This is a genomic window from Bacillus altaicus (assembly GCF_042136375.2).
GTDB classification, from domain to species: domain Bacteria; phylum Bacillota; class Bacilli; order Bacillales; family Bacillaceae_G; genus Bacillus_A; species Bacillus_A cereus_U.
Window position 1 is genome coordinate 3,017,141 of the sequence record NZ_CM143394.1, and the last position, 23,174, is coordinate 3,040,314.

Below are 23,174 nucleotides of genomic sequence, written 5' to 3' on the forward strand. Positions count from 1 at the left end.
CACACTTCACTTCCTCCTATTTTTATTTAAATAAGTCATCTATACTTTTCCGTTCATAATCTGGTATCCACTCTTTATACTTCTCATATAAATTCCGTATCATTCCTTTATTCTTCGCGATTACTTCACATCCTCTATCATCATAAATAAACATGATAATATCCTTTGTTACATTTATAAAAAATACATCTGGATATGAAATTTCTTTTTTCGTCCTAGACGTGGACGTAGGTCAGGGAAATCTTCATGATTAGCTGCTTGAATAAGCGGTTCATATTTAATATCTTCCACAAAACATTTTAAGGAAAATTGATATGTACAATATAAATCAGCTTCTTCATCTTCAAATAGAAAAGGTAATGTTTCTTGTCTTATATGAAACTTTAAATCCCTCTTTTTAATAAATCTATTATATACATTTATTTTCTGCGGATTTTTTATATTTTCCTGTTTAAATCGATAAACATTTGTGACTAAAAAGACGGTATCTTCTTTTGAAAATATATCTTCAAATAAGTATTTATTACATGTATATATTTGAGAGAAGTATTCCATGTTTAAATCGTCGGTTCCTTCTACATTTTGATATTTATCTTTACCAAAATCAAAATGTAGATGGTTTTCCCACTGAAAGTATATGTACGGTACTAACGTAACTCCTGGAAATGTTTGATTCATATATTCTTTTAATTGCATTTTTATACCCTTCCTACTCTACAATTTCTTTTAAATGCCAATATGCTTCTTCTAGCCACGGATGTATGACTTTTAATGTATCTTTTCTTTCCCACAAATATGAAATATATACAAAAGCAGCATGTTCCAAAGATTTTTCCAATCCTTTTTTTACCTCAATTAAATATGATGGTGTCCCTATTTGATCCCATTCTAATTTATCAGCAATAAATAATACTAAATCCATCTTCGTTGCATGTTTACGCAAAGTAGTGTGGCAACTGATTGCATTTAAAACTTCTTCGTCTTCTATTTTAAATATCTCTTTTGCAATTACACTCGATAATTTTTGATGAATAATCATTGGAAACTCTCGTTCTTCTTGTAATATTTCTATTCCGAATTTTTCAGCAACTGCAATCCGCTCCTCGTTCGGAAAGATCGCACTAATATCATGTAAACATCCTGCAATCGCTGCTTTTTCTTCATCTTCATAAAATATTTCCGCAATTTTTCTCGCCTCATTTGCCACACGAATTGAATGTTTATATGTAACTTCTTTATTGTATTTTAATAGAAAAGCTTTAATATCATTTTCTATTTTTCCAGTTGTAGTAAATGAATATATATCATTATATAACATAGCAAGTCCCCCTTATAACTATCTTTCAGTATAATGTGGAGTTAAAATATCCTTATTATTTTGTATTCGTTATGAATGTTTTAATTCCTTTTTAATACGATACATGAAATTTTATGTAGAAACATTACTACAAAATACATAAATATTTGATATTATAGTAATGTTGATTAATTGTAAGGAAAGGAACTAACTATATAATGAATAAAAACATATTAATTATTGATGATGATAAAGATATTGTAGAATTACTCGCTGTTTATTTACGAAATGAAGGCTATAACATTTATAAAGCTTATGATGGTGATGAAGCATTACAAATGATATCTACATATGAAGTTGACCTTATGATTTTGGATATTATGATGCCCAAACGAAACGGATTAGAAGTTTGTCAAGAAGTGCGTGAAAATAATACTGTACCTATCCTTATGCTTAGTGCAAAGGCTGAAGATATGGATAAAATTTTAGGACTTATGACAGGCGCAGATGATTATATGATTAAACCGTTTAATCCACTAGAATTAGTTGCTAGAGTGAAAGCTTTATTACGAAGATCCTCTTTCCAAAATGCTACTTCCCAAAAGAATGAAGATGGTATTATTCGTATTCGTTCTGTTGAAATACATAAACATAATCATACTGTTAAAGTAAATGGAGAATATATTAAACTCACATCTATTGAATTTGATATTTTATATTTACTTGCGAGTAATACAGGAAGAGTTTTTAGTTCCGAAGAAATTTTTGAACGCGTTTGGAATGAAGATGGTTATGGTTCAAATAAAACTGTGATGGTTCATATTAGTAATTTGCGGGATAAACTTGAAACAGTAATGAATGGAGAAAAGTTTATTCATACTGTTTGGGGAGTAGGCTATAAAATTGAGAAATGAAGCTTTTGACATATTAAAAGATATCCCAAAATGGAAAATTATTTTTTGGCTCTTATTAGCTATCACACTAACCCCTATTACTGAATTAATTATTTATCGCCTCGTTACTAGTGTAATTGAGAGTTCACTTACTTTAAGCGAACTAGGAAAAGAATTCATTAGAATTTTTGGCCATGAAAAATATATTGGATTAAAAGAGTCTTTATGGATGATGATTGTATCTTATTTGTTTTTATTTTCTATTTTCTCATCCTATTTATACATTTTTTATCGTCATGAAAGAAAGGTTTACTATGAAACTTGTATAAAAAAAATGATTGAAGAGATTCGGTATATTGCAAGTGGAAACTTTAATCATAAAGTTTCCATCGTACACCATAATTATTTAGAAGAACTGGCAACTGGGGTCAATCAAATTATTGAGCAATTAAAAGTTTCGATTGATGAAGAAAGACAGGCAGAACAAGCAAAAAGCGAACTTATTACAAATGTATCACATGACTTACGAACCCCTCTTACATCTATAGTTGGATACGTAAATTTAATCCATCATGATAATTATAGAGATGAAGTAGAATTACGATACTATATTCAAGTCATTTACGATAAAGTAACTCGTCTTAATGCATTAATGAATGACTTGTTTGAATATACACGCGTTCAAAATAAAGAGTTAAGTTTATATTCTGCTCCCATTGATATTGTAGAATTGATTGGACAATTAACTGTCCAATTTCGGATACAGCTTCAAGAAGCTAATATTGAATGTCGCCCTTCTTTCCCATCTCAAAAGCTAATGGTACTAGCTGATGGGGATAAATTAGTACGTGTGTTTGAAAATCTAATCATAAACGCTATTACTTATGGAAATGATGGAGATCATATTGATATTACCGCTTACGAAAGCAATAACATGATTACAATTGATATAACAAATTACGGACAACCTATCCCTAGTACTGATTTACCTCATATTTTTGAACGTTTTTATCGTGTTGAAAAATCACGTTCAACAAACACTGGTGGATCTGGGCTCGGATTAGCAATTGCAAAAAGTATTGTTGAATTGCATAAAGGAACAATTGAAGTATATAGCGATGATAAAAAAACAACTTTCACTGTAAAACTACTCCCTTATAAAGCTTAATACCACATATTTATAGGTTCAATTTTTTATCATATAAGAAATTGAACCTTTTATATTCCATCAATATCCAAAATTTAATAATCCTTTATAATTCTTTAGAAATTCTTTACCTTTTCTTTCTTTCTAATTAAGCATTCCTTTTTACAATAATATTATTGATGTAATAGTAGGAGGATCGCTTATGCAATTCTTGAAAAAAATAACAGTTTTATTATTATCTTTTCTCATTACTGCACTTATCGTTTTATATTTTTACCTTTATGTGAATGGTCCAATTATTCAAGCTAAATCAGCTATTTTAATAGATACTAATTCTGGTGAGATTGTTTATAAAAAAAATGAAAGTACTCCCATTCAGTCGGCCACTTTATCTAAATTAATGACTGAGTATATTGTGATGGAACAACTTCATGATGGCAAAATACAATTAGATGAATCTGTACAAATAAGTAACGACGTTTTTCAAACCGAAACGAGTCCTATACATGTAACATCGAATGATAAAACAACCGTTCGTGATTTACTAAATACATTGCTTTTAACCGGAAATAATCGTTCTGCACTTGAACTAGCAGAACACATTGCTGGAAATGAAGATAATTTCACATCGTTAATGAATGAAAAAGCAAAACAACTAAAGTTATCACAACAATCTCTATTTTTGAATTCCACTGGAATAAATAGTGAGAAGAATAAACAATCGATTACAACAGCAATAGACGCAGCCGAAATAGCTGCACAATTAATAAAAGACTATCCAGATGTATTAAATATAACTAAACTAACCTCTTACCCATTTACCTTCAAAGATTTTCAAGTTCTCAACACAAATAAAATGATTTATTCTCTTGATAAAAACATTAAGCTAAAAGGTGTTGATGGCTTGCAAACTAGTTTGTCAACTAACGGTAATTATAGTTTTGTTGGTACAGCAAAACAAGGAGATACAAGGTTTATTTCTGTAGTGTTAGACGCCAATGAAGAAAACACGGCTTTTGTTGAAACAAAAAAGTTACTTCAATACGGTTTTGAACCTACCTCATATTCTGCACTCCAAGCTTTCAAAGACGCTATTACATCTTGGACCATTTTACTTCAGTTTAAAAATTTAATTATACAAACGATTATGATCTTTTTAATCATTACCACCTTAATGTTTTTACATATACGTCAGAAAAAATCAGAGGATTTTAACTAAAAGTTCTCTTTTATATAAAAAGCCGACTTGCTAAATGCAAGTCGGTTTCTAAATCTATAATCCCCTTCCAATTAAATTCGCTGAAACGGGCTGAAGATTTAACTCTCTCGCCCATATAGCTATCTGACCAATATGATGAATTTCATATGCAATTACATGCCTTAAAACTTCACCGTATTTATATGTTTTATCTGTCCATGAAGCCTTTAATATTTTTGATTCGAAGTCCGTCAGACCATAATTGTAAAAAACTTTCTAATTCTCGCCTATATAAATCAGATAACGCTTTCACTTTTTTGATTGATTGATAATCTTTAAAATGTGGTTCATTATCTTCTTTTTCTTGAAGCGCACTAATCCAGCTGTACTCTACATCTACAATATGGAAGAGTGGTTCTAAAATACTCCCAACTCCCCGCCAACACGTTTGCGAAGCAATTCTTCCTCTGTAAGCTGTTCACACCACTTAAACCAATCATCTCTTACTTGCCTCTACATAAGCTTTTCTCGCAGGTGTTATATAATGATTCAAATCTTTATGCAGTTCAATAATTGATTTATCTTTAAAATCCCTTATAATCCGTCTAGCCATCGCAATATCTAAAGGAGTGTCAACATAAATAGATACATCAATTAAATCCCGCATGCTACTATTTAAGTAAGCAAACGGATAATCTACAAGAATATAGTCTATATCATAATTATTTTTATAGGTATTCCGTATTAGTTGGATTTAATTGATTACCGCTATTTTTAAAGATGACATATCAGCGATATTTTATGTCTATTCCGTATAGGTGTTAGCAAGTTCGTTTGCAAACTTGTTAGCACTTTTTTATAAAAATTGTATAATGCTTTACAAAGTAGGAATCCGTTTTGATCAATCTTTTTTCAAAATGGATTCCTTTTGTCTCTTATCAATATTCAAATGTTACAGTAGTACCATTAAAACCATTAAAACCATCAAAACAATTAGAGCAACCACCACAACCAAAACAACTAAAGCAACCGAAGCAACCAAAACAACGAAATCCACCACAACGACCACCACCGCCACAACCGCCACAACGACCACCACCGCAACCGCCACAACGACCGCAACCGCCACAGCGACGAGCATCATCTTTAATATAGTAATATGGATATTGGTTTTGCTGGTCCCAATACACAATATTTCCAGACTGATAATCATTAAGGCTTAACGCTTGTAGTTCTTGTTGAAACTTATTCATCTTCATGACCTCCGTTTATAAACTACAACCCCATCGATGCTTTCCTATATTTCTGTTCGTTAAATCTAAGTAGAAATAGCGCTATAAACTAGGTTCAATACGTACACCAACAAAATATGACCTATCACTAGATGATGCACCTTGTTCATATGCCTATTTTTAGGTTATTTTTACTATGGGCTCATTTTTATAAATGGAAATTATAAAATATGAATTTAAACAATAACATTTAGATTTATGTCATCATTTTCTAGTTCTATAGTCGTATATTCCATAATTTTGTTTGGTCATCTTCGTATTTCCAATATGCACTCCCATCTTTATTTTTCTTCGCTTCAATATCTGCTATATCAGAGCTAATTTTATAAGTATTTATAATTAGTGATTTCTGCTAAAAAAAGTCTATTTTTATGAATGGCATATCAGCGATATTTTATATCTATTCCGTATAGGTGTTAGTACTTTTTATATTGCTTCTATTACATACACCTTCATAAATACATCGTACTTTGCTGCTAAGTCCTCCAGTTTCTTTTCTCTGTATTTTGTAATCGTAAAAAAAGGAACGCTTGGCATCTTAAAAAATATTTATACTCTTTATTGTTTCCATTCATATTCTAACATGCTCATTTCCCATAAGTTCCAATACTTAGCTCCTACTTTTCTTGACTCTCTTAATAATCCTTCTTTTACAAATCCTATTTTTTCGTAACATGAAATGGCTGACGTATTAAAATCATAAACACCAAGAGTAACTCTATGCAGTTTCAATTCTTCAAAAGCAACCTGAAGTACTGCTTTCATCATATATTTCCCTATTGAATGTCCTCTCATTTCCGTATCACCAACTAGCACTTTTCCAATTCTTGCAGATTTATTTATATTATCTATTTGTCCAAGCGAAATATGACCAATAACTGCTTCAGTCTCTTCATCTATTACTTTGAAAGCGAGTGTATTTGCACTTTCTATATATTTCTCTAATTGCTGTTCATTTAAAGGATATGTAAATGCATTTCCTGACCATTGTATTAAAAATCCTTCGGAATCGACCCAATTAATTAATTGTTTGAAATCAGTTCTTGTAAATTGTTTCAGCTTGATCACTCTCATTCTCCTTTCACACAACCTTTTATACACCTTCAAATTTATTTCTATATGAAAAATATATTCCCTTTTAAACAAAATAAAAAGCCATTCATAAGAATGGCTTAGCATCAATAAAGCATAATTAATCTTTATTTGCTACGTCAACACCGTTAAAATCAAACTCATCAGTAACAGTTGTAGCAGGTGGTAAAATTGCTTCAATTTTACAAAGAGATATAATTGCTGCAACTGAACCAGGAATAGCAGCTAGCTTAACAACATCGCAAGTTACCGAAGAAACAGTACCTATATAAGTACGTCCTTCAGTGTTAATTCGCACTGTTTTATTAATTAATTTTTTAAGCTCATCTCTAATTCCTTGTACACAAGAGCTGTCACATTTCTCATTCTTTTCCTTTTTACACTCTTCAAAAATGTCCCAACAATCATTATGCTTACACGTACATTTCTTTCTACAATTATTAAATCGAGAACCCAAAACCTCACCCCCTAATCCTTTCTACTAGTAAAGTATGTCCAATAGCTTAAAAGTGTACGAGACAAAAGCATAGAAACAAAAAAACAAACACTTGTACTAAACCTTCTTATTTATACTTTTAATAAGCCGGCTCCTTGAATAGGGACCACCTTTTCCTATTACTTCACATATACATAGGCTTTGTTTGCAGTGATATGGTGTATTTTTCCTTTACCATTGTGAAATATACATTCAGAAAAGCTTACTCCAAAATAAGATATTATTTAAAATCTTAACGCTTCCTTCAACAAGTGTTTGTTGATTAATATCATAACCAGTAGTTCTCTCAACTATCTCTTGAAAATTAGCATAGTTTGTATGAATTCTATATCTAGTAGAAAGCACTCTATCATATAAAGGTAAAATAATAGGTTAATAAACAAGCCATTCTTTTACTAAAACATAGAATAGTATGAATCCTATTGAAGGGAGGTATAAAAGAATGTCCTGGAAAAATGATTGCTGGAGTTCTAAGAAAAAGCATTGTTGTGATGACTGGTGGAAATCTAAAGAAAAGAATCATTGTGATGATGATTGGAGTTCTAAGGAAAAGCATTGTAATGATGATTGGTGGAAATCTAAAGAAAAGAATCATTGTGATAATGATTGGAGTTCTAAAAGAAATAAGTGTCGTTGTAAATGTTTCTTTATTTGTTGTCATTGTAAAAGAAAAAATTGGTAATATTTTCAATATCGACTTAAAAGAGAGAACATATCTTTTGTGACCGATAAATACTAGAATGTAATATACAAAAAGCTGACTAAGTATAGTCAGCTTTTTGTCAATGAACACGTAGAGATTTATTTTAATATAGTTCTTATTAGAAAAGGATTATTTTATATAGATTACTATAAGCATCCATAAAGCCAAGGCGCCAATGATAGCGAGCGCTATACGTGTAGATAGTACCCTTAATTCAAAGTCTGTTTTCTTGGAGGGTTCAGGATATGCAATTATGTAGATTCCCTTTAATAATGCAAGCCATGCAATAACCGTTAGGAACCCCTGCCAGTTGAATACCCATACATTATGTAGGATTACACTACCTAACCCTAGGAAAATCGATAGAAAACCATACATAATACCAAATCCTCTGTCTTCAACCACTAATTTTTTCAATTCACGTAGTACCGATGGACGTAAGAAAAGTATTCCCGATACGATAACCGTTATCCATCCCCAAAACAATCCTAAAAAAGTACTAGTTTCCATTATTAGTTCACTCCCCTCAATTATTTATATTTCAGATATTCCCCCCTTTAGAACAATTCCAACATCTTTATATATAGGCTAAATTCTGCTCTTTTTTAATACAAACATGGCATATTCTATGCCCATCCTTAATCACCTCATTTCTCTACAAAATGAAATTTTTATATCATTCTTCATCATCATCTATCCGAATCAACCGACGTCGCTTTGTACTATTACCGCACACTTTTTCATAGCTTGGAGCTAACATGCACCAAAGCCAATATAATGATTTATTCGCCTTTTCACTAACCTCTAAAATTCTCCCCTCTGTAATAAAATGATCACCTTGATACAATGTATACTCGCTTGTCCCATGGAATCATCATTATTCCCCTCCCTATTAAAATAGCGTTTTTGTTTCAAATAATGCTCTCATTAATTTGGACGCATTTACCAGTATATTTACCAAAAAATTCATGATATCGTTAACTAGTCGAGTACGTCATTACTTGACGATTACCCTTAGGAGCCCCGCAGACAATCGGGGTTCCTTTTATTTAAATAAGGATTTTGTTTAAACTTTACAAAACTCACCTATATTAAAATATCTTCTAAAATTCCCATTGAACATTTATAATACTTTTAAACGGTTTAAATTCTACAATTAGTAATGGAGGCATTTTAATGGGAAACATCCCAAAAGTATCATCACACCAATCAAATCCTAATATACCCTCACAGCAAGTGAACCCTAATACCCAACAAGGTAATATTAAAAAAACAAGACGCCGTATTATAACTACTTTGGCTATTATATTACCTATAATTTTTGTCCTTCAATATTCTCTGAATAACCAACAAGAAATGATTAAAGAAAAACAAATCACGCTGAATACGGAGCAACAAAAATTATCTTCTGTAAAGAAGGATGGTCATTCCCTTAAGAATGATGTTAAAGTTTTAACAGGTAGTGAAGAAGAAATTTTAAAATTCGCAAGGAAACTGTATGGATTTTCTAAACCGAATGAAACTATATTTCAAATAACTGAATAAAATTACACTGCATTACCCAAAAGGCGATTTGAAGATAATCGCCTTTTTATATTTAATTTCTAAAGAAATCATACTAATCTCTCTTTCTATCATATAACTATTTTATTTAATTTGTTAAAATACAACCGCTTGTCCATTTCACTTTGCTCTGTCATTACATTTACTATTATTAATACGATTTTTAGAGGTGATAAATAATGGACGAGTTTTTATCTTTTGTTGCACTTAATCCGGGTTCTATTGGACCTACACTTCCACCTGTTCAACCCTTTCAATTCCCTACTGGTCCCACCGGTTCTACAGGAGCTACTGGTGCTACCGGACCAACCGGACCAACCGGACCAACCGGACCAACTGGACCAACTGGACCAACCGGACCAACCGGACCAACCGGACCAACCGGACCAACCGGACCAACTGGACCAACTGGACCAACCGGACCAACCGGACCAACCGGACCAACCGGACCAACCGGACCAACCGGACCAACTGGACCAACTGGACCAACCGGACCAACCGGACCAACCGGACCAACCGGACCAACCGGACCAACCGGACCAACCGGACCAACCGGACCAACTGGATTTAATCTTCCTGCTGGGCCTGCATCTATTACCTTGACTTCTAACGAAACCACAGCATGTGTATCCACTCAAGGAAATAATACTTTATTTTTTTCGGGTCAAGTATTAGTAAACGGTAGTCCTACTCCAGGAGTAGTGGTCAGTTTTTCATTTAGTAACCCTTCTCTTGCTTTCATGGTTCCTCTTGCGGTCATTACCAATGCTTCAGGTAACTTTACCGCTGTATTTCTAGCCGCTAATGGGCCTGGAACAGTAACCGTTACTGCTTCACTTCTTGATTCTCCTGGAACAATGGCTAGCGTCACTATTACCATTGTGAATTGTCCGTAATGGTTTTATTTTTAAGGACTAAGCAATATCTAATAAGATGAGCACTGATTTACAGTGCTCTTTTTTATCATTGGGATGTTCCTTTTAAATGAAATTTCGTAACACCCTACTAAAATAACGCTTTTATTAAGAACTAATGATCTTTATATTTCTTAAGCTTGTCATCACAAGTAATTTTTATAATTAGTTAAATTCTCAATATAGTTTGTGTATATAATTCCATTCAAAGATACATAATACCCACGTAACTATTTAAAAGCACTTCGTTTTTATATCTAAGTTCAAAAAGGAGCTACATAACATGGATAAAAAAGATTTATTAAGTCAACAACTTGATCCTGTGTCATTAGATGCGCTGAATACTCCTAGTAAGGCCCAAGAACAACTGCAAGAAACATCTCAGGAGGCACATAATTCAAACAAAAAGGACAGTACCCAATCTTTACATGTTGAAGATTTACCAAATTAAGACGTATATAGGACAACGAACAAATAGTAAATATTAAGGGGGAAAATCTTAAGAACGAGTGAACGTAATTTTCCCCCTTTTCCTATCTAAATAACACTTTAATATGAAATCCGTACACATTTTTGACACATTCACTATCGCAATCTCCTGAAAATTCGTGATAATATTAATTTGTCGAATACGCCAAATTTCGACATTGAACGACAATGATATCTCCCTTATTGAATCCCTGTCCCCCAGGGATTTCTCCTTTTATTCATTACTTTTTTCTTCACTAAATTTTCATTCTTAACAAAATTCAATCACTCCATTGAATAGACAGCCACAGTATCCTATTTTGATAAAAACTAAAAACAAACAGACATACTTAACACTAATAGTGGATTTTTTAACTTCAAATTTACTTTTTCTCTCTTATCTTTTTGTAAACATTAAAAATGAGCTCTATTTACATAGAGCTCATTCGTAATTTTATAGTTTGCTAGACTGTAACCCCTGAATAAACGGAACTACTTCAGGATTTACAAGTGACGATAAATCTCCTAACTCTTTTCCTAAGTAAGCTGCTTTAATAACACGTCGCATTACTTTAGAATTTCGTGTTTTTGGTAAATCTTCTACAACGTGGATGTCTTTTGGACATAAAGCTTTACCAATATGAGAGTTTACTAAACTCATTAATTCTTTCTTTAACTCTCCAGAGAATATTACACCGTCTCGTAATACAACAAAACAATGACAAACTTCTCCTTTTACATCATCCGGTACACCAACCGCCGCTGCTTCTATTACATTATTATGTTTCACAAGAATAGATTCATATTCAGCAGGTCCAATACGTTTTCCAGCAATGTTTAACGTATCATCTGAACGGCCTGTAATGATATATTGTTCACCGTCATAAATGACCCAGTCACCATGAACCCACTTATTTTCAAAACGTGACCAGTAAGTGTTTACATAACGCTCATCGTCTTCCCAGAAACTTTTCGTCATTCCAACCCAAGGTTTCTCTAAGCATAACTCTCCAACTTCATCTCGGATTGGCTTACCTTTGTCATCGAGTACAACCGCTGCCATTCCTGGTAAAGATGCGTTAAAACTAATCGGTGCGATCGGCTTAATTAGGACATTCCCGAAAATCCCACCTGAAATTTCAGTTCCACCTGAATAGTTACAAATTGGTACTTTACCTTTACCAACTGTATTAAATAACCACATCCATGGGTCTGGATTCCAAGGTTCTCCTGTTGATGCGAATACTTCTAAACTCTTTAACGAGTGTTTATTTACATATTCATCACCTTTTGCCATTAATGCACGGATTAATGTTGGTGAAATACCGAGATGAGTAATTTCATATTTATCGACTGTCTCCCATAAGCGGTCTGCTTCTGGAAAGTCTGGGACACCTTCGTACATAACCATTGTTGCGCCATTAATTAAAGAGCCGAATAGTAAAAATGGTCCCATCATCCAGCCCATATCAGTTACCCATAATACGCGGTCGCCTTGTTTTATATTCATTCCAAACCCTGCATCAAATGCAGATTTTAGCGGGAAACCAGCATGTGTGTGTACTGTCCCCTTCGGCTTACCAGTCGTTCCTGATGTATATATAAGCATTAATGGATCATCACTGTTCATTTCTTCAGCATGTATAAATGGTTTTTCTTTTTCTAACGTACTCCATGAAAAATCATAATTATGCGGTGTAAAATCATTTCCTGCATGACGAACAATTACCACCTTTTCAACAGTTGGACAATGTTCACAAGCTTTATCGACTTCATCTTTTAATGAAACAATTTTCCCACGGCGTGAAAAGCCATCTGCGGTAATAACCATTTTTGAACCAGCTGCTTGTACACGTGTCATTACTGCATCAGCAGCAAAACCTGAGAATATTGGTGAAATAATCGCTCCAATTTTCATTACCGCTAACATAGCAACAACTGTTTCAGGAATCATTGGCATGTAAATTGTTACACGATCACCTTTTTCAATACCAGCATGTTTCAAACCGTTGGCAACACGGCTTACCCAGCTGTCAAGCTCTTCATATGTAAATGATTTTGAAGTTCCGTTTTCCCCTTCATACATAAGTGCTGCTTGTGTTTTCATTTTATCGTCTGCAAGCCAGCGAGATAAAGCAGATTCTACAACGTTACAAGTTCCCTCAGTATACCACTGTGCAAACGGTGTACCATTTTCTAAATCTAACACTTCTGTATATGGTTTCATCCACTGATAGCCAACTGCTCTCTCAGCTTCTCCCCAAAACCATGCTGTTTCTTCAATTGACTTATTATAAAAAGCTTCGTAATCTTCATAGCCTAATGATTTCATCCAACCAAATAAACGCGTTTTTTCTTTATATTCTTCTGTTGGAAACCAAACTGCTTGTTTCAATGTTTTCCCCTCCTTGACTTTTTGAGCAAGAAAGCCCTAAATAGGGCTTTTAAACTGGATATACAGGATGTTTACGATCCGTGAATACTTGATATTTGCTCATATACATTTCGAATCGTCCTTTTAACTCTTCACGTAAATTATTTGGATGAACAATACCATCAATCACCATCTCTGATGCTAAACGGTAAATATCAATATCTTTCTTATACTCTTCTCGTTTTTCAGCAATAAAGCTTGCACGCTCTTCTTCTGGTAAAGCTGCAATCTTATTTGCATATACAGCATTAACCGCTGCTTCTGGACCCATTACCGCAATAGAAGCTGTTGGTAATGCTAAGCAGCAATCTGGTTCAAACGCTGGACCTGCCATTGCATATAAGCCAGCTCCATATGCTTTTCGAACGACGATAGAAATTTTCGGTACAGTTGCTTCACTCATTGCAGAGATCATTTTTGCACCGTGACGAATAATTCCGGCACGTTCTACTTTTGTACCAATCATAAATCCAGGTACATCTGCAAGGAATAATAATGGGATATGGTATGCATCGCATAAATTTATAAACTTCGCTGCTTTATCAGCTGAATCGTGGAATAAAACGCCGCCCTTCATACGCGGCTGATTTGCAATAATGCCAATTGGCTTACCATCAATACGCGCTAAACCTGTAATTAGTTCTTGAGCAAATAATTTTTTCACTTCAAAGAAAGAACCTTCATCAATAATTCTGTTAATGAGATCTTTCATATTGAAAGGAGCATTTTGATTTTCTGGAATGATTTCTTCTAACGTTTTATCGAACTGTTTCGGTTCTTGAGGTGTAATCAAAGGAGTCTTTTCTAAATAGTTACTTGGAAAATAAGAAATATATTGTCTTGCTTGCGTAATTGCATCTTCTTCTGTTTTACATAAAACATCTCCGCATCCTGATACTGAGCAATGCATACGTGCTCCGCCCATTTCTTCTAAAGTTACCTTCTCACCGATAACCATTTCAGCCATACGCGGAGACCCTAAATACATAGAAGCATTTCCTTCAACCATCATAACAACGTCACAAAATGCTGGAATATACGCACCACCAGCCGCTGAAGGTCCAAATAATAAACAAATTTGTGGCACTTTACCAGATAATTTCACTTGGTTATAAAAGATCCTTCCTGCACCGCGGCGTCCAGGGAACATTTCAACTTGATCTGTAATACGTGCCCCAGCAGAGTCAACTAAATAAAATAACGGTACACGTAATTTCTCAGCCGTTTCTTGAATACGTAAAATCTTTTCAACTGTACGTGCTCCCCAGGATCCAGCCTTAACTGTTGAATCATTTGCCATTACACAAGCAGTACGACCATGTATTTTACCAGTTGCAGTTACAACACCATCAGCTGGTAATCCAGTTTGTTCACAATTTGCAAATAATGCATCTTCCACATATTCACCATTATCGAATAAAAGAGCTAAACGATCTCGAACAAAAAGTTTTCCTTTTGCTTTGTTTTGTTCATGATATTTCGGTGCCCCGCCTTGCTTAATTGTTTCAACTCGTTCTTCAAATGAATTAGATTGTTGTTTTTGATCTAACATATTTACTCCCCCTTATACATTGGTTTGCGTTTTTCCTTGAATGCCTGTAATCCTTCTAATCTATCTTTCGTATGGATTACGCCCTCATACGCCTGTTTTTCCATTTGTAAGCCGGTATGTAAATCTACTTGAATGCCATTTGAAATTGCTTCTTTTGTTAATCGAACGGCAATTGGACCATTATTAGCAATTCGATCTGCAATTTCAATCGCTTTCTCTTCTAGTAAATCAGCTGGTACTACGAATTCTACTAAACCATACTCTTTCGCTTCTTGCGCCGAAATACGTCTTCCTGTATAAATTAATTCTTTCGCTCTACCAACTCCAATTAATCTAGGTAAGCGCTGAGTACCACCCGCTCCAGGTATAATTGCAAGGGAAGTTTCAGTGAGACCTAGACTTGCAGTGTCAGAAGCAATTCTAAAATCACAAGCTAAGCTTAATTCAGTACCTCCACCAAGTGCGATTCCGTTAATAGCAGCAATAACTGGTTGTGGTAATTGTTCAACCATCTCCATAGTAGAACGAATCATACCCACAGCATGACGAACTTGTTCTTCATTCATGTTTGCACGTTCTTTTAAATCAGCACCAGCGCAAAACGCTTTTTCGCCAGCACCTGTTAATATAACAACGCGCGTATTTGATTCTTCGTTTATTTGAGTTAATATAGTTTGTAATTCTTCTAATAATGCCAAAGATAATGAGTTTGCTTGCCTTTCACGATTTAATGAAATCTTTACAACGTGCGGTGTAACATAGTCAACGGAAATGTTTTGTAATTGTAGCATCTTCTCACCTACTTATCGTTTTATGTTGAAGCGCTCTATACACATGACTCGGTAATTGGATATTTAACTTACTTTGAATAAATTGACTAGCTCTCAATAACTTTTCTTCGTCTATATTTGTTTGGACACCCAACTTATGGAGCATATGTACTAAGTCATCGGTAGCAATATTACCCGATGCTCCTGGTGCATAAGGACATCCTCCCAGTCCACCACAAGAACTATCAAACGTTGTAATACCATGTTCTAAAGACTTAACTACATTTGCCAGTGCCATTCCATACGTATTATGAAAATGCATCGCAAACTGCGAAGCATCATACTTCTTTAATAAATGTTCTAATACTTGCTCTACTTGTAACGGATTCGCTACACCAATCGTGTCACCAAGTGAGATTTCATAAATGCCGTATGAAAATAGTTGATTACATATTTCGTCAACCGCCAGAGCACTTATATCTCCTTCATAAGGACATCCAAATACAGTAGAAACATACCCCCTTACCTTTTTCCCTTCGAACGTTGCTTGTTTTGTTATATCTTCAATTACAGCTAATGCTTCTTTAATTGATTTATTAATATTACTTTTATTATGAGATTCACTTGCTGATAAAAAAACATTCACCTCATCTACATTTTGCAAAAAAGCTCGTTCCAAACCATTTTGATTTGGAACAAGCGCTGCATATGTAACATTTGGATCCCTTTTTAGCTGAGAAAATACATCACTTGCATCTGCTAATGCAGGAACCCATTTAGGGTGAACGAATGAGGAAACTTCAACGTACGACAATCCCGCTTCTGTAAGTAGTTGAATCCATTTTACTTTATCTTTTGTGCCAACAATCTTTTTTTCATTCTGTAAGCCATCACGTGGCCCGACTTCTTTAATGACAGCAAAATTAGGTAGTTTCAATTCGCTTCCCCCTATATCTCCCTATTCAATTTCTAGTAATACATCTCCTTCATTTACAAAATCGCCTTCTTGTACGTTAATTTTCATAACAGTTCCGGCTTCTTCTGAAACGATTGGAATTTCCATTTTCATAGATTCCAAAATGACGACATCCTGCTCTTCCTCTACTGTGTCCCCTACTCCTACAACAATCTTCCAAACATTTCCTGCCATCGATGCATATACTTTCGTCATCATTTTTTCCCCCTTAATATTCATAAATCTTATTTTTTAACAAGTTGTTTCGTTACAAAACCTGTTGTATAAATACCACTTTTGAACACATCGTCTTCCAATACTTGTAGTAGCATTGGTGTATTCGTTTTAATACCTTCTACTTTTAACTCTTGCAGCGCAGCCTGTAATTTTGAAATCGCTTCTTCACGAGTTTCACCATGAGCGATTACTTTCGCAATCATTGGATCATAGAAAGGTGTAATCGTTACTTGATTCTCCAAAAAGTGATCAATACGTACATTTGTCGGTAACGTTAAATCTGTAATTTTCCCAGGTGAGGGGAAGAAAGTTTTCGGATCTTCTGCATAAATACGAGCCTCGATGGCATGACCACTACGTTTTACATCATCTTGTGTAAATGATAGCTTCTCACCATATGCGATAAGTAGTTGTTGTTCAACTAGATCTAACCCAGTAATTTCTTCTGTAACTGGATGTTCTACTTGTAATCTCGTATTCATCTCTAAGAAATAAAAGTTCTTTTGATCATCTACAAGAAACTCCACTGTGCCAGCATTTGTATAACCAAGAGCTTTAGCAGCTTGTACAGCAACTTCTCCCATAGCCTTTCGTGTACCTTCATCTAAAAATGGTGAAGGCGCTTCTTCAATCACTTTTTGGTTTCGGCGCTGCACTGAACATTCGCGTTCCCATAAATACACTGTGTTACCATGTGTATCTGCTAAAAGTTGAATTTCAATATGATGTGCATCTGCTATATAGCGTTCTAAGTACATTTCTCCGTTACCAAAGAAATTTTGCGCTCTTGTTTTATTACTTTCAAATGCTTTGGTGAGCGTTTGCTCAGTTTCCATCAACTGCATTCCAATGCCTCCGCCGCCCGCGGATGCCTTAAGCATTAATGGATAACCAATTTGTTTTGCAATTTCAATTGCTTCTTCAGCAGTTTCTATATTTGTAGTAATGCCTGGAACTACTGGTACATCTGCTGCTTGCATTGCTATACGTGATTCAATTTTACTTCCCATCTTAGTAATGATTTCTTCTGAAGGACCAATAAATACGATTCCTTCTTCTTTACAGCGAATCGGAAAAGATGGATTCTCTGATAATAATCCGTACCCTGGATGAATTGCTTCAGCATTTGTCTTCTTAGCTATTTCTATAATTTTTTCAAGGTTTAAATAGCTTTCTTGGACACGTGGGCCGCCTACTAAGTAAGCTTCATTTGCCAATTTTACATGAAGGGCATTTTCATCAGCCTCAGAATAAATAGCAACGGTACGAATGCCAAGTTTTTGACAAGTTTTCATAATGCGAACTGCGATTTCCCCGCGATTAGCAATTAATATTTTTTGAAACATAGTGACTCCTCCTTTTTATCTACATCCTAAATGTCTTGCAATTACGAGACGTTGAATTTCAGAAGTTCCTTCACCAATTTCTAAAAGTTTTGCATCACGAATATATCGTTCAACTTCATATTCACGCATATAGCCATATCCACCATGAATTTGTACTGCATGATTCGCAATACGACTAGCTGCTTCAGATGCAAATAATTTTGCCATAGCTGCTTCTTTACCGAAAGGTTTATCGTTATCTTTTAACCAAGCTGCTTTATGTACTAAATTACGAGCTAATTCCACTTCAGTCGCCATATCAGCCAATTTAAATTGAATCGCTTGGAAATTAGAAATCGTTTTTCCAAATTGTTGACGTTCTTTCGCATATTGCAATGCACGTTCAAATGCAGATTGTGCAATACCTACTGCTAATGCTGCGATTGAAATACGTCCTCCATCAAGTGTATATAAGAATTGTTTAAATCCTTTATTTACATCACCAAGAATATTTTCTTTCGGTACACGTACACCATCAAGTACGATTTCACAAGTGTTAGAAGCACGAACACCCATCTTATCGTAAGGGCTTGAAATCGTTAACCCTTCACTAGTAGTCGGTACGATAAATGCAGAAATACGTTTCTTACCATTGTCTTCAAAACCGTTGATAGCGGTTACAATAATTGTATTTGCATACTCTGCATTTGTGATCCAACACTTTTCGCCACTAATTACATATTCATCGCCATCTAAAATAGCTTTCGTTTGTGTGCCCCCTGCATCAGATCCAGCGTTCGGCTCTGTTAATCCGAAGGCACCTAATGTTTTACCTGACGCCATTGGAACTAAATACTTTTGTTTTTGTTCTTCTGTACCGAAATAATAAATTGGAGAAGCACCTAATGAAATTGTTGCAGCATAGCTTAAACCAGTACCACCACAAGCACGACCAATTTCTTCAACTGCTAACGCGTACGATAATGTATCGCCACCTGAACCTCCATACTCTTCTGGGAATGGGATGCCTAATAATCCTAGTTCGCCCATTTTTTGAAATGTTTCATATGGAAACTCTGCAGTTTTGTCATAATACACAGCTTTCGGTGCGATTTCCTTTTCAGCAAAGTCACGTACCATTTCTTTAATCATTTGTTTTTCGCGAGTTAGAGTAAATTCCATTCCGCTACACACCCCTTATCGAATATTGAGTTTCGACAGCGTGCGAGTTTCTACTACAAACATTACTTCTTAAAAGACACGAATATTAGTTAGACAATTGCTATAATTCTGTCATAACTTAATTTTAAAACAGATTCTGTACCAATGCACAAAAAAATTCCTACATTGTTCTACAACAACATAGGAGGTTTTGTGTCGAATTATGTAATTTATCGTTTAATAATCTCTACCTTTTCCCGAATCAGAAATTTCTACTAAAGCTTCAGGGTATGGTTCGAAATATGTTTGTCTTAATAAATACTTTTCATCAAATCGAATGGCCCATGTTTTTAAAATTACAAGTAAACTACTAAGTGGGATTTTCTTTTCAGAATACTTCTGTAGCAGCTCTAAAAAATGAGCTTTTTCTTGTTTTTTTAGCTTTGTTTTAAAATATCCGAAAATGTGCTCACATACATTTACATTCGATGTATAGCGGGGCGCGCGCATAAATAATTCATATAAATTCTTCTCATAGTTATCAAATACTACTTCAATCGTTTCATTTTTTTGATTTGCAATAATACGCCCTAATTCTTTTTGTTTCATCTGATTATATGCCATTAATAAATATTTATAATCTGATTGAAACGCTACGAGTTCTTTTATGTTTTTAGTATGTTTAATCATTTTGTAATGCGCGATTGTAAACACTCTTGTAAAGAAATGCTCTCTAATAATAAAATTCGACAATCTACCTTCTTCTTCAATTGGAAGATGCGAAAATTTTTTTATTACTGCTCCGCCAAATAATCCAGTTCCTTTTCCTTTTACTGATCCTTTTTCAAAACCAGAATAGATTTTCACATCACGAGTTCCGCAACTTGGCGAACGATTCTTCAAAATAAAACCGTCAACTTCAGGTAATGTTTGTAAAAACGCATTTGAAAATTGCTCCATTTTTCCAGTTACATCTTCTCGTATTGACGGTTGTACAAGCCTATTCGCACCATTTTTTTCTACAATACGTATCGTTTCACGAGGAGTCCCTAAACCAATTTCTACTTCAGGACATACAGGTATAAATGTAACAAATGGCTGCAAGTTTCGAATTGTTATATCTGGAACCATCTCTCCATTGTAACGACAGGCATCAAATTCTAAACATTTACTTACAACAATTATCGGTTTAGCAAATTTTCGCATCACATTACCTCCGTGGCGTTAGTCCATACAATATAAATTGAATCGTATTTTCAATTTCCACTTCATCGTCCCATTTCTCTTCTGGCAATAATAAAAACCTCGTTAAGAGTAACCCTAGTACAGCTGATAAAGTAAGACGTAATACGGAAGATGGTGGAAGTTCAATAATTTCCCCTTCTTCTTGAAACTTTGCAATCAGCTTTTTAAAATGTACAAGCAGTTCTGTTTCTATTAATTGTTGTATTTCACTTTTTAGTTCCGGCTGAAATGGTACTTCTTGAATTAATATTTTTATCATTGGAAAGTGCTTTTTAGCAAATTCAAATCTATTTTGAATTATTACTCTTAAAAGCACTTCATACGATTCATACTCTGTTTTAAATATTTCTTTTGCAAAGGCTTGTACGAAAAATGGTGCAGCAAACTTTGTTAAGGTCGGCATCACGACTGCAAACAATAAATCTTTTTTCGTTTTATAGTAGCGGAAGATTGTTCCTTCCGCTACACCAGCTCGCTTTGCAATTTCACTCGTTGAAGTTGAGGCGTACCCTTTTTCTCCAAACATATCAACAGCTGCCTCTAATATACGCATTTGACGTTCATTACGTTTATCAGTATTCGTTGCGGCAACTAATTCTTCCAGCCAATCCTTCTTCATTTATTGTGCTCCTTTTTATCATCATTATATTTTGCGATGTTTCTTTAATGCAAATACATTTCCTACTGCAAATAATAGTGAAAAAAGTAGTAATACAGTAAGATCTAAAGCAATTTCTGCAAACCCTTGATTCCGAATCATTACTTGTCTCATAGCGTCAGCACCATATGTGAGTGGAAATAATTTACCTAACATTTGTAACCATGTATTCATGGATTCCATTGGAAACAACCCAGAAAAGAAAACTTGTGGTACGATAACAAGCGGTATAAACTGAATCATTTGAAATTCATTATTTGCGTATGCCGATAAAAATGTGCCTAATGTTAGTGCAGTTAAAGAAAGCATACATGTTATAAGTAGCGTTAGCCATATTGAGCCAGCTACATATAAATCTAAAATATAAACTGAAAAACTTACAATTATAATAGATTGTATAAATGCAAAGATTCCAAAACCAATAATATATCCTACAACTATTTCCCATCTTCTCACTGGTGTGGACAATAATCTCTCTAATGTACCACTTAAACGTTCTCTTACAAAAGATACTCCGGACAATATAAATACAAAGAAAAATGTAAAGAAACCAATTAATACGGGACCAAGCCCATCAAACATCGTAATGTCTTTAGAGCCATGTAAATAATCCACTTCAGGCTTCATCATTGATACATTATTCTTCTCTGTACTCTTTTGCAATACTTGAAGTACCGCACGGTTTTTTGATGAATCACTGCCTTCTAATAGAAGATTCATTTTTCCATTTTCTAAATGAATTACTGCATCTACCTTTTGCTTTTCTAACTCCGAAATTGCTTTGTCTTTACTATATTCATAAATTGATGCTTCTTGATTTTTCATTGCTTTTACTATAGGAGCAGGCACATCGACTACAGCAATATGCGGTATATAGTCTTTTTGTGTAAATACTAGCGACAATAACCAAAGTAATAACATTGGTGCCCCAAACATCATTGCTAAAGAACGCTTATCTCGAAAAAATTGACGAATGATACGGATAACTACACCATTAACTCTCATGATTCAATCACTCCTTCTAACATAAAGACATCTTCAATTCGTCCGGATGACGTTTGTTTTTTCAATTCCTCTGGTGTGCCAATCGCAACTAAATTTCCTTCTCTAATTAGCCCTAGACGTTCGCAAAACTCAGCTTCATCCATAATGTGCGTTGTTACAATAATAGTAGTACCTTTCTTTTTAAGATCATAAAACTTCTCCCAAATCGATTTTCGAAGAAGAGGATCTATCCCAACTGTTGGCTCATCTAAAATTAATATTTCTGGTTCATGAAGGAGTGCTATCGCTAATGATAAACGTTTTTTCATTCCACCTGAAAAGTGCTGTACTTGCTTTTTCATATGCTCTGATAATTGTACAAGTTCAAAAACTTCTTCAATTCTCTCTTTCTTACGCTTACCTTTTAACCCATACATCGTTGCAATAAAATCTGCATTTTCATATGCTGATAGTTCTTCGTATAATGCATCAGCCTGAGCCATATAACCAATTCTTTTCATTTCATTTAGATTAGGCATGTTTGTATTAAAAACAATTACATCCCCTGTAGTTGACTCATTAATACCTGCAATCATTTTAATGAGTGTTGTTTTCCCTGACCCGGAAGGTCCAACCAATCCAAAAATTTCTGCTTTTTCTATTTGCAACGAAAGGTTATGCAAAACTTCTTTTTTTCCAAATTTTTTTGATACATCTCGTAAAATAATTGAAGATTGTTGCACTAAAAATCCCCCTTTTCTTTAAAATGAGTGAGTACTCACTTTTTTTA

24 protein-coding genes and 5 pseudogenes are annotated in these 23,174 nt (G+C 34.3%); 7 read left to right on the forward strand and 22 right to left on the reverse strand.

All coding sequences use genetic code 11. From position 1 onward, the window contains the following. Nucleotides 1-22: 22 nt before the first annotated feature. Both ACE38F_RS15740 and yqeK read right to left on the reverse strand, forming a co-directional pair. Nucleotides 23-696, reverse strand: a pseudogene (locus ACE38F_RS15740) (DUF3885 domain-containing protein). Between the two features lie 13 nt (nucleotides 697-709). Further along, nucleotides 710-1,318: a bis(5'-nucleosyl)-tetraphosphatase (symmetrical) YqeK gene (yqeK, locus tag ACE38F_RS15745; RefSeq protein WP_375369124.1), complete on the reverse strand. Its 609-nt coding sequence runs from the start codon at nucleotides 1,316-1,318 to the stop codon at nucleotides 710-712. Between the two features lie 197 nt (nucleotides 1,319-1,515). On the opposite strand from yqeK, the gene ACE38F_RS15750 reads away from it, so the two are divergent. The 3 genes from ACE38F_RS15750 to ACE38F_RS15760 all read left to right on the forward strand — a co-directional run bounded on the left by ACE38F_RS15750 (nucleotide 1,516) and on the right by ACE38F_RS15760 (nucleotide 4,556). Then, nucleotides 1,516-2,211, forward strand: a complete 696-nt coding sequence (locus tag ACE38F_RS15750) for a response regulator transcription factor (protein ID WP_002110025.1) — start codon at nucleotides 1,516-1,518, stop codon at nucleotides 2,209-2,211. Then, nucleotides 2,201-3,358 (forward strand): sensor histidine kinase, encoded by a 1,158-nt coding sequence (locus tag ACE38F_RS15755; RefSeq protein WP_002110024.1) that lies wholly within the window; start codon nucleotides 2,201-2,203, stop codon nucleotides 3,356-3,358. The genes ACE38F_RS15750 and ACE38F_RS15755 overlap by 11 nt, the downstream gene beginning before the upstream one ends. 181 nt (nucleotides 3,359-3,539) lie before the next feature. Further along, entirely contained in the window at nucleotides 3,540-4,556 is a 1,017-nt protein-coding gene (locus tag ACE38F_RS15760; RefSeq protein WP_375369126.1) for a D-alanyl-D-alanine carboxypeptidase family protein, read from the forward strand. A 54-nt stretch (nucleotides 4,557-4,610) separates the two neighbouring features. Here ACE38F_RS15760 and ACE38F_RS15765 read toward each other — a convergent pair. The 6 genes and pseudogenes from ACE38F_RS15765 to ACE38F_RS15790 all read right to left on the reverse strand — a co-directional run. Further along, nucleotides 4,611-5,045 (reverse strand): annotated as a pseudogene (locus tag ACE38F_RS15765) (DinB family protein); the annotation flags it as partial. Next, nucleotides 5,044-5,259, reverse strand: a pseudogene (locus ACE38F_RS15770) (nucleoside/nucleotide kinase family protein); the annotation flags it as partial. The pseudogenes ACE38F_RS15765 and ACE38F_RS15770, both read right to left, overlap by 2 nt. Nucleotides 5,260-5,473: 214 nt before the next feature. Continuing rightward, a complete protein-coding gene (locus ACE38F_RS15775; RefSeq protein ID WP_375369127.1) occupies nucleotides 5,474-5,788 on the reverse strand; it encodes a heterocycloanthracin/sonorensin family bacteriocin in 315 nt (104 codons plus the stop codon). 465 nt (nucleotides 5,789-6,253) lie between these two features. After that, nucleotides 6,254-6,367 (reverse strand): annotated as a pseudogene (locus ACE38F_RS15780) (replication-relaxation family protein); the annotation flags it as partial. 18 nt (nucleotides 6,368-6,385) lie between these two features. Further along, the gene (locus tag ACE38F_RS15785; RefSeq protein WP_215556407.1) at nucleotides 6,386-6,895 is read right to left on the reverse strand and encodes a GNAT family N-acetyltransferase; all 510 of its coding nucleotides are present in this window, start codon (nucleotides 6,893-6,895) and stop codon (nucleotides 6,386-6,388) included. Between the two features lie 124 nt (nucleotides 6,896-7,019). Continuing rightward, on the reverse strand, nucleotides 7,020-7,376 hold the full coding sequence (locus ACE38F_RS15790; protein WP_375369129.1) for a hypothetical protein: 357 nt from the start codon (nucleotides 7,374-7,376) through the stop codon (nucleotides 7,020-7,022). 461 nt (nucleotides 7,377-7,837) lie between these two features. Here ACE38F_RS15790 and ACE38F_RS15795 point away from each other — a divergent pair, with 461 nt between their 5' ends. Further along, nucleotides 7,838-8,140, forward strand: coding sequence for a hypothetical protein (locus tag ACE38F_RS15795; RefSeq protein ID WP_375369130.1), 303 nt, complete (start codon nucleotides 7,838-7,840; stop codon nucleotides 8,138-8,140). Between the two features lie 107 nt (nucleotides 8,141-8,247). Here the strand turns inward: ACE38F_RS15795 and ACE38F_RS15800 are convergent, their stop codons facing one another. Beyond that, nucleotides 8,248-8,628, reverse strand: a complete 381-nt coding sequence (locus ACE38F_RS15800) for a hypothetical protein (protein WP_375369131.1) — start codon at nucleotides 8,626-8,628, stop codon at nucleotides 8,248-8,250. A 166-nt stretch (nucleotides 8,629-8,794) separates the two neighbouring features. Then, nucleotides 8,795-8,965 carry a hypothetical protein gene (locus tag ACE38F_RS15805; protein ID WP_375369132.1) on the reverse strand — a complete coding sequence of 57 codons (171 nt, stop codon included), beginning with the start codon at nucleotides 8,963-8,965 and terminating at the stop codon, nucleotides 8,795-8,797. A 329-nt stretch (nucleotides 8,966-9,294) separates the two neighbouring features. Between ACE38F_RS15805 and ACE38F_RS15810 the strand changes: the two genes are divergently transcribed. Both ACE38F_RS15810 and ACE38F_RS15815 read left to right on the forward strand, forming a co-directional pair. After that, entirely contained in the window at nucleotides 9,295-9,663 is a 369-nt protein-coding gene (locus ACE38F_RS15810; RefSeq protein ID WP_341306722.1) for an FtsB family cell division protein, read from the forward strand. A 197-nt stretch (nucleotides 9,664-9,860) separates the two neighbouring features. Beyond that, a pseudogene (locus ACE38F_RS15815) lies at nucleotides 9,861-9,917 on the forward strand (exosporium leader peptide-containing protein); the annotation flags it as partial. Nucleotides 9,918-10,345: 428 nt separating this feature from the next. Here the strand turns inward: ACE38F_RS15815 and ACE38F_RS15820 are convergent. Further along, nucleotides 10,346-10,561, reverse strand: a complete 216-nt coding sequence (locus tag ACE38F_RS15820; RefSeq protein ID WP_002085442.1) for a hypothetical protein — start codon at nucleotides 10,559-10,561, stop codon at nucleotides 10,346-10,348. A gap of 317 nt (nucleotides 10,562-10,878) precedes the next feature. Between ACE38F_RS15820 and ACE38F_RS15825 the strand changes: the two genes are divergently transcribed. Further along, the gene (locus tag ACE38F_RS15825; protein ID WP_002065527.1) at nucleotides 10,879-11,046 is read left to right on the forward strand and encodes a hypothetical protein; all 168 of its coding nucleotides are present in this window, start codon (nucleotides 10,879-10,881) and stop codon (nucleotides 11,044-11,046) included. Nucleotides 11,047-11,517: 471 nt separating this feature from the next. Here the strand turns inward: ACE38F_RS15825 and ACE38F_RS15830 are convergent, their stop codons facing one another. From ACE38F_RS15830 to ACE38F_RS15880, 11 genes are all read right to left on the reverse strand, one after another. Further along, nucleotides 11,518-13,458, reverse strand: coding sequence for an AMP-binding protein (locus ACE38F_RS15830; RefSeq protein ID WP_375369135.1), 1,941 nt, complete (start codon nucleotides 13,456-13,458; stop codon nucleotides 11,518-11,520). Nucleotides 13,459-13,507: 49 nt separating this feature from the next. Further along, nucleotides 13,508-15,049: an acyl-CoA carboxylase subunit beta gene (locus ACE38F_RS15835; protein ID WP_002017014.1), complete on the reverse strand. Its 1,542-nt coding sequence runs from the start codon at nucleotides 15,047-15,049 to the stop codon at nucleotides 13,508-13,510. 2 nt (nucleotides 15,050-15,051) lie between these two features. After that, nucleotides 15,052-15,840, reverse strand: a complete 789-nt coding sequence (locus ACE38F_RS15840; protein WP_375369137.1) for an enoyl-CoA hydratase — start codon at nucleotides 15,838-15,840, stop codon at nucleotides 15,052-15,054. Between the two features lie 4 nt (nucleotides 15,841-15,844). Further along, nucleotides 15,845-16,756, reverse strand: a complete 912-nt coding sequence (gene mvaB, locus ACE38F_RS15845) for a hydroxymethylglutaryl-CoA lyase (protein ID WP_215556398.1) — start codon at nucleotides 16,754-16,756, stop codon at nucleotides 15,845-15,847. Nucleotides 16,757-16,777: 21 nt separating this feature from the next. Continuing rightward, nucleotides 16,778-16,993, reverse strand: a complete 216-nt coding sequence (locus ACE38F_RS15850) for an acetyl-CoA carboxylase biotin carboxyl carrier protein subunit (protein ID WP_001985297.1) — start codon at nucleotides 16,991-16,993, stop codon at nucleotides 16,778-16,780. Between the two features lie 26 nt (nucleotides 16,994-17,019). Beyond that, on the reverse strand, nucleotides 17,020-18,357 hold the full coding sequence (locus tag ACE38F_RS15855; protein WP_341306728.1) for an acetyl-CoA carboxylase biotin carboxylase subunit: 1,338 nt from the start codon (nucleotides 18,355-18,357) through the stop codon (nucleotides 17,020-17,022). 15 nt (nucleotides 18,358-18,372) lie between these two features. Then, nucleotides 18,373-19,518 carry an acyl-CoA dehydrogenase gene (locus ACE38F_RS15860; protein WP_105587023.1) on the reverse strand — a complete coding sequence of 382 codons (1,146 nt, stop codon included), beginning with the start codon at nucleotides 19,516-19,518 and terminating at the stop codon, nucleotides 18,373-18,375. Between the two features lie 216 nt (nucleotides 19,519-19,734). Then, nucleotides 19,735-20,703 (reverse strand): YbgA family protein, encoded by a 969-nt coding sequence (locus ACE38F_RS15865; protein WP_375369138.1) that lies wholly within the window; start codon nucleotides 20,701-20,703, stop codon nucleotides 19,735-19,737. A gap of 4 nt (nucleotides 20,704-20,707) precedes the next feature. Beyond that, nucleotides 20,708-21,361, reverse strand: a complete 654-nt coding sequence (locus ACE38F_RS15870; protein ID WP_002065518.1) for a TetR/AcrR family transcriptional regulator — start codon at nucleotides 21,359-21,361, stop codon at nucleotides 20,708-20,710. A 24-nt stretch (nucleotides 21,362-21,385) separates the two neighbouring features. Next, nucleotides 21,386-22,405: an ABC transporter permease gene (locus ACE38F_RS15875; protein ID WP_215556394.1), complete on the reverse strand. Its 1,020-nt coding sequence runs from the start codon at nucleotides 22,403-22,405 to the stop codon at nucleotides 21,386-21,388. Continuing rightward, the gene (locus ACE38F_RS15880) at nucleotides 22,402-23,127 is read right to left on the reverse strand and encodes an ABC transporter ATP-binding protein (protein ID WP_002065516.1); all 726 of its coding nucleotides are present in this window, start codon (nucleotides 23,125-23,127) and stop codon (nucleotides 22,402-22,404) included. Before ACE38F_RS15880 ends, ACE38F_RS15875 begins: the two co-directional genes overlap by 4 nt. Nucleotides 23,128-23,174 lie beyond the last annotated feature (47 nt).

What these genes read in the sequence shown, in the direction of transcription:
- ACE38F_RS15800 (WP_375369131.1), bottom strand. Translation starts at nt 8,628, where the DNA reads ATGGAAACTAGTACTTTTTTAGGATTGTTTTGGGGATGGATAACGGTT.
- ACE38F_RS15870 (WP_002065518.1), bottom strand. Translation starts at nt 21,361, where the DNA reads ATGAAGAAGGATTGGCTGGAAGAATTAGTTGCCGCAACGAATACTGAT.
- ACE38F_RS15825 (WP_002065527.1), top strand. Translation starts at nt 10,879, where the DNA reads ATGGATAAAAAAGATTTATTAAGTCAACAACTTGATCCTGTGTCATTA.
- ACE38F_RS15835 (WP_002017014.1), bottom strand. Translation starts at nt 15,049, where the DNA reads ATGTTAGATCAAAAACAACAATCTAATTCATTTGAAGAACGAGTTGAA.
- ACE38F_RS15860 (WP_105587023.1), bottom strand. Translation starts at nt 19,518, where the DNA reads ATGGAATTTACTCTAACTCGCGAAAAACAAATGATTAAAGAAATGGTA.
- ACE38F_RS15775 (WP_375369127.1), bottom strand. Translation starts at nt 5,788, where the DNA reads ATGAATAAGTTTCAACAAGAACTACAAGCGTTAAGCCTTAATGATTAT.
- ACE38F_RS15875 (WP_215556394.1), bottom strand. Translation starts at nt 22,405, where the DNA reads ATGAGAGTTAATGGTGTAGTTATCCGTATCATTCGTCAATTTTTTCGA.
- ACE38F_RS15850 (WP_001985297.1), bottom strand. Translation starts at nt 16,993, where the DNA reads ATGATGACGAAAGTATATGCATCGATGGCAGGAAATGTTTGGAAGATT.
- ACE38F_RS15760 (WP_375369126.1), top strand. Translation starts at nt 3,540, where the DNA reads ATGCAATTCTTGAAAAAAATAACAGTTTTATTATTATCTTTTCTCATT.
- ACE38F_RS15855 (WP_341306728.1), bottom strand. Translation starts at nt 18,357, where the DNA reads ATGTTTCAAAAAATATTAATTGCTAATCGCGGGGAAATCGCAGTTCGC.
- ACE38F_RS15820 (WP_002085442.1), bottom strand. Translation starts at nt 10,561, where the DNA reads ATGGTAATAGTGACGCTAGCCATTGTTCCAGGAGAATCAAGAAGTGAA.
- ACE38F_RS15810 (WP_341306722.1), top strand. Translation starts at nt 9,295, where the DNA reads ATGGGAAACATCCCAAAAGTATCATCACACCAATCAAATCCTAATATA.
- ACE38F_RS15840 (WP_375369137.1), bottom strand. Translation starts at nt 15,840, where the DNA reads ATGCTACAATTACAAAACATTTCCGTTGACTATGTTACACCGCACGTT.
- yqeK (WP_375369124.1), bottom strand. Translation starts at nt 1,318, where the DNA reads ATGTTATATAATGATATATATTCATTTACTACAACTGGAAAAATAGAA.
- ACE38F_RS15865 (WP_375369138.1), bottom strand. Translation starts at nt 20,703, where the DNA reads ATGCGAAAATTTGCTAAACCGATAATTGTTGTAAGTAAATGTTTAGAA.
- ACE38F_RS15750 (WP_002110025.1), top strand. Translation starts at nt 1,516, where the DNA reads ATGAATAAAAACATATTAATTATTGATGATGATAAAGATATTGTAGAA.